Below are 5,417 nucleotides of genomic sequence, written 5' to 3'. Positions count from 1 at the left end.
ATATCTTCTTTATTATTCATTTTTCTTGATTTTATTTAAATTTTATATGCTGTGGTAACGTTTTTCCGCATCAAAACATATCGCAACACATACGATATTTTTTGATTGGTTGTGTATATTATTTCATTAATTATGTAATTAATATAGCTACCGCGCTGCGCTTGCTCAACGCTAAAACCTAACAAACCAGGCGCATAAAATCCGCGCTTGGTTTGTTAGGTTTTAGCGTTATCAGCAAAATAAATTGATTACCAGTAATCATCTTGCTAAAACTACTGTTTACCAGTAATCATGGGGTGTTTATGAAAGATTTACACGATAAAAGAACAGGCGATTTTTTTGCACATAAGTATCGGGTGAAAAATCAGCGTGGTCAGGCAGCGTATAAAGAGCGTATGCGCGAGGCTGGTTACAAGCAAGTTACCGTATGGGTGAAAGAGAATTCACGCGAGGCAGGGCGATTGGCAGGACTTAATTCAGGCAAGCCAATGCCCGAAGCCGCACAGGATGATCCGATAGGTTGGTCACTAGGATTTGCCGAGGGATTTAAACAGCGTGAAAAACAGACAGTTACAGAGTAGTATCTCAGAAAAGCAAAACCCCACTTACTATTCAACTTGGCGGAAGAGAGTAAGCAGGGCTTCTAAGTACAGCAAGGCTCAGTGCGGCACGCACGGCTAGTTGCTACAACAGGGAAATATTAACACATGGCAGCGTTAGCGCAACAGATTGAGATTTTCTCACAGCGATTACCGAAGAAACCTTACTACACGGACGACCTCGCCACAGGCTTGCGTATCGTTGCGAAAGCGACCGCCCAGAAAGCGCGTTATATCCAGCCAAACGGCGCAACTCACCGCTATTATCTCGTTTTTGACGTAGACCGCGCAGGGGCGGCGATTGATTGGGCAGATCGCAAAGTGCCAGCACCCAATATCACCGTAAAAAATCCCGAAAATGGTCATGCTCACCTGATTTATTGCCTTGAAACTTCAGTCAGAACCGCGCCCGATGCGAGTTTAAAGCCGTTGAAGTATGCCGCAGCCGTTGAACGTGCCTTGCGTCATGCACTCGATGCCGATGTAAATTATTCAGGGCTTATCTGCAAAAATCCCCTTAACGCTCACTGGCAAGTCGCCGTATGGGAAGAAAATAGCTATACGCTGGACTGGCTAGCCGATTGCCTCGACATGAACGCCTCAGAAGCCCGTAGAGTGGATTACGACTACGGACTAGGGCGTAACTGTCAGTTATTCGAGAAAACGCGCCAGTGGTCATACAGAGCGATTAGACAGGGGTTTCCAGACTATCCCCAGTGGGTAGAGGCATCCATACAGCGAGTCGAAGCCTATAACCTGCAACTTACTACGCCGTTATCGTCAGCCGAGTGCGCCACTATCGGTAAGAGCGTGGCAAAATGGACGTATCAGCGGTTCAACGAGCAAGGTTGGCTCGATTGGGTTGCTAAGACCCACACGCCAGAGATACAAGCCATTAGAGGGCGCAAGGGCGGTAAGATTGGCGGTAAGATTTCGAAGCGTAAGCCCGTAGCCGACTCAGCCGAAACTCTGCAACCGTGGCTCGATTTAGGAATCAGCCGTAAAACGTATTACCGCCGAAAAGCTAAAGCGAAAAAGTGACACTGGATAAAGCCTAATATCAGATAATAGCCCGTAGGGGTGTTTTTTCGCCCTTTACCCTTTAAGCCCTCCATCCCTTGATTCATGTCCCTAAGAATACGCCCACACTGCTCGCCGCAGTCTTTGACTAGCGAAGTCTGTCAAAGCGAGGAAGCAGCAGATCATCCGCACTGGTATTTTGCACTTACGCCCTGATTCCTTTTTGACTCCTTTCACCCTTCACAGCCCCTAAAAAGTCGCCTACACTTACATACCTAAACAATAATAAGCCAGCATACACGGAGTCCCCTTTGTGTTCTCCGTGCTGGAAAGGGGTGATCCCCTTTACCCCTTAACGTCAAAAGCCTAAAACGTGAGGCAAGAGCATGACCGAGAAGCGCACCAAAGAGATCAAAATCAGGCTCACCGAGGAAGAGCACGCCGCATTATTGGCACGTTGCACCTCGCCAAAATTAGCGGAATGGATGCGCGAAACTTGCCTCGATGTTCGCAAGCCAAAGGCGCGAAAAATCCCCCTCGTTGATCCGCAACTTTTACGCGCGCTTGCTGGCATTGGTAATAACGTCAATCAGATTGCCCGGCACTTGCACAACGACCCCGTATTCACGCGCACGAAGCTGTATGAATTGCTCATTACGATTGAGCGCGACATGAAATTGGTCCGTGAGGAGTTCACTGGCGATGATAGTTAAATTCCATCGGCGCGGCGTGGGGCGTGGCAGTGGTGCGCCTGAATATCTGCTAGGGCGTGACGGTATGCGCGAAGATGCCACGCTATTACGGGGCGATCCGCAGGAGATACAGGACTTATGCGACAGTAGCCCCTATGCGAAAAAATATACATCTGGCGTGTTGAGTTTTGAGGAGTCGAACATTCCCGAAAGTGATAAACAGGAGCTTATGGATAGCTTTGAATCCACGCTAATGGCTGGACTGGATAAGGACCAATATAGCGTTTTATGGGTTGAGCATCGGGATAAAGGGCGGTTAGAGCTTAATTTCGTGATCCCTAATGTTGAGCTAACGACCGGCAAGCGATTACAGCCCTATTTCGACCGCGCCGACCGCCCGTTAGTCGATGCGTGGAAAGAGTGCGCCAACGTTAAATATTCGCTCAGTGACCCCAACGACCCCGAAAAAACACGCTTTCTTGTTACCCCTCGCAACCTCCCACAGAACAAGCTGGAAGCCGCAGAAGCCCTCAATCAGTTCGTTTCGACAGGGGTAGAGGCTGGCTTTATCAAAGACCGCAGCGACATTGTGAGCGCCTTGCAAGAGCAGGGCTTCACCGTGGCAAGGCAGACCCCTAGCAGTATCAGCATTGCCGACCCTGACGGCGGGCGAAATATCCGATTAAAAGGTGCATTGTATGAACAAAACTTCTCAGTGGGCGAAAGCCCTGAACGAGAGTACCGAAACGCTAAAGGCCACTATCAGCAACAACGAAGCGCAGAGTACGAAAGAAATAGCCGAAATCTTGAGGAACGCCTCGCAAGAAAGGCTGAATACCATCAAGAACGTTATCAACGAGAACAAAGAGGAGTTACGCGCGGAATACAGGAAATTCGCCACTCTCAGGACGTGGCAATGTCTGTTACCGATGATTCCGTTTCTGTTAGCCGTAGGGTTCTCGATATGGGCGTACGCGGCTTATCAGAGCCTCAGCGGCTATCAAGAACAAAAAGCGCAATGGGACAAGATAGCCCCGAAAGCAGTCATAACCAAATGCGAGACAAACGGCAAGAATCCACGGGTTTGCGTACAAGTAGATCCAGCGTTGGTGCAATTCAAAGACAGCGAGGGCAACACTCTCATGATACTGAAAGGGTATTAAACGATGACCGAGCTAGAAAAAATGCTGTTGAGCGCATTAGAGAAATTAGACAGCGATCATCAGAGAACAGCGCAAGCGTTGAAAACGGAGTTAAGCAGCTTAACCAAGCAAGTGACGGTTTTAAGTCAGCAATTAACCAACGAGGCGAAAAAAACCGAGGATTTAACTCAGCAGTTAGCGGAGTTCCAGACAGCCTTCAAACGCTTAACCAATCGATAAACAGGCAAGCCAACCAGCAGCGGATGCAAGTGAAACGTAGTCGCGGTATGAGGATGTAGCATTCATTGAATATCAGCGATTTACATCAAAAATAATCGCTGATATTTCTTTAGAAAAGAGATGTTTGAAAATTAACCTTTTTATATATTTCTTTTTCTCGATTGAATTTAACTGGGTCTGATATAAAGTTTTCCTGCTCTCCATTTTCAACCAAAGATACAGCTAGAGCTAATGTTCTTGCTTGACAGCTAAAAGATTTTTTTGGGTTGAACTCTATATCACTAAATGAGTCAAATCCAGCTTGTAAAAACTCGTCCCTTAGTTCTCTGTTTGTGTCTGAAAACAATACCTGCATATAAATCCAATCGTAAAAAAGGCTTTTTGGCTCTAACGGAAATTTTTCTTTATTGAGTAAAAAATAGAGCATTTCACCGCTATTTTTTAATCTTACATCTTGTTTTGCTTCTTTAGGCGTTTTCGATAATATATCTCTATATGGTCCACCTTTCATGAAAACCTTGCTACTTTGAAATATGTTTTCTACAGGGTATCCTGATATGTTTTTAAGGTGAAATGCACTGAGGCTTATACCTATCTTCTGTTCTGATTTACTTGATGCTTCCAGTGTTTTTTTAAAACCAAAAATCTCAGATTGTTTATGTAGGCTTCTTATAGATCTTTTCCTTACCTCGGAACTCATTCCTAGGTGCCACTCAAAGGTAACGTCTAACTCTTTAACCCCAACACCTTCCTTACTTGGTATGAATATTGGTCTCGTTGCACTGCCTACACTTTTTGTCATTTCAAAAACCTATTTAAAGAGAAACCAAAGAATTACAAGAATAATAAAAAACACGACACCAAATGTGTTTGAGTCACTACCACTGTTATTTGACCCCTGTTTTTTACCTGCGCTAATAAAATCTGTTGTTGGTTTTGAATTGTTAGTTTTCCTTATGGGCGTGGGCTGGTATTTATATTTCTGATGATTTTTTTCAAGATCTTCAATTTCTTTCATGAATTGTTCTATATCAAAGGACTTGCTTTCCATTTTGGAGATTTCTTTGCGCCTTGATTCTACTTCTTCTTGGTCCGCCCTTCTTTTTTCGTTTCTTTTCTTTATATCATCGCTTAATTTTTTTAATTCAATGCTTCTTTTTGTTTTTTCTTTTTTATCTATCTCTTCGATTTGATCTTGATTTAAACATATATCACCATCGTTAATAATAAACATTATATTAATGGCTTCTATTTTTTCAGTTACTTGAACCTCTGCTTGATTGCTTGTTGTTATTGATGGTTTTAAAAAACCATTTCTATAAACAGTTTGAGGCTCTTGTTGTGATTTCTGGAATGTGATTTGTTTATCAAAAAGTCGTTCTAAAGCAGCTGCCCCAGTGAAATGCTCAGCAGGTAAGTTGCGATAACTTTTTGTCGCAGCATTGTACGGGAAAAATAAGCACTCTTTCTCATAAAGTATTTTAGGATCTATGATGAGCAGGGCTAGATCAAACCCTTTTTTCTTCTTGTTACTTATCATCCATGTATTTGGTTCACTAATGGTTAGGCAAATGTTTTTTGACCCATCAAATCTTGACTGATCAGTGACCTCCATGGTTTCTATATTTCTTAGATCAATCCCATCTTTCATGATTTTATCTAAGTTTGATTTTGGGGTGAAATGGCATAAATATTTTATGTTTCTATCGCTTACTATTTTTTTT

General features: G+C 43.7%; 6 protein-coding genes. 4 read left to right on the top strand and 2 right to left on the bottom strand.

Annotated features, from left to right (window positions below):
* Positions 1 to 302: 302 nt before the first annotated feature.
* The 4 genes from AABS66_RS21500 to AABS66_RS21485 all read left to right on the top strand — a co-directional run bounded on the left by AABS66_RS21500 (position 303) and on the right by AABS66_RS21485 (position 3,752).
* Positions 303 to 581: a hypothetical protein gene (locus AABS66_RS21500; RefSeq protein ID WP_430225479.1), complete on the top strand. Its 279-nt coding sequence runs from the start codon at positions 303 to 305 to the stop codon at positions 579 to 581.
* A gap of 126 nt (positions 582 to 707) precedes the next feature.
* Positions 708 to 1,640 (top strand): replication initiation protein, encoded by a 933-nt coding sequence (locus tag AABS66_RS21495; RefSeq protein WP_430225478.1) that lies wholly within the window; start codon positions 708 to 710, stop codon positions 1,638 to 1,640.
* Positions 1,641 to 2,005: 365 nt separating this feature from the next.
* Positions 2,006 to 2,332, top strand: a complete 327-nt coding sequence (locus AABS66_RS21490; protein WP_430225477.1) for a plasmid mobilization protein — start codon at positions 2,006 to 2,008, stop codon at positions 2,330 to 2,332.
* Positions 2,322 to 3,752, top strand: coding sequence for a relaxase/mobilization nuclease domain-containing protein (locus AABS66_RS21485; RefSeq protein WP_430225476.1), 1,431 nt, complete (start codon positions 2,322 to 2,324; stop codon positions 3,750 to 3,752). Before AABS66_RS21490 ends, AABS66_RS21485 begins: the two co-directional genes overlap by 11 nt.
* A 50-nt stretch (positions 3,753 to 3,802) precedes the next feature.
* Here AABS66_RS21485 and AABS66_RS21480 read toward each other — a convergent pair whose 3' ends face one another.
* Together AABS66_RS21480 and AABS66_RS21475 are read right to left on the bottom strand one after the other, a co-directional pair.
* Positions 3,803 to 4,495 (bottom strand): DarT1-associated NADAR antitoxin family protein, encoded by a 693-nt coding sequence (locus tag AABS66_RS21480; protein ID WP_430225475.1) that lies wholly within the window; start codon positions 4,493 to 4,495, stop codon positions 3,803 to 3,805.
* Positions 4,496 to 4,504: 9 nt separating this feature from the next.
* Positions 4,505 to 5,417 (bottom strand): DarT ssDNA thymidine ADP-ribosyltransferase family protein (locus tag AABS66_RS21475; protein ID WP_430225474.1); only part of this gene is annotated, 913 nt, incomplete at its 5' end.

The organism is Providencia sp. SP181 (assembly GCF_050446505.1).
Classification (GTDB): Bacteria; Pseudomonadota; Gammaproteobacteria; order Enterobacterales; family Enterobacteriaceae; genus Providencia; species Providencia vermicola.
This window is presented reverse-complemented; position numbering and strand designations above follow the sequence as displayed.

Coding starts and splice junctions, on each gene's coding strand:
- AABS66_RS21500 (WP_430225479.1), top strand. CDS start 303: ATGAAAGATTTACACGATAAAAGAACAGGCGATTTTTTTGCACATAAG.
- AABS66_RS21495 (WP_430225478.1), top strand. CDS start 708: ATGGCAGCGTTAGCGCAACAGATTGAGATTTTCTCACAGCGATTACCG.
- AABS66_RS21490 (WP_430225477.1), top strand. CDS start 2,006: ATGACCGAGAAGCGCACCAAAGAGATCAAAATCAGGCTCACCGAGGAA.
- AABS66_RS21485 (WP_430225476.1), top strand. CDS start 2,322: ATGATAGTTAAATTCCATCGGCGCGGCGTGGGGCGTGGCAGTGGTGCG.
- AABS66_RS21480 (WP_430225475.1), bottom strand. CDS start 4,495: ATGACAAAAAGTGTAGGCAGTGCAACGAGACCAATATTCATACCAAGT.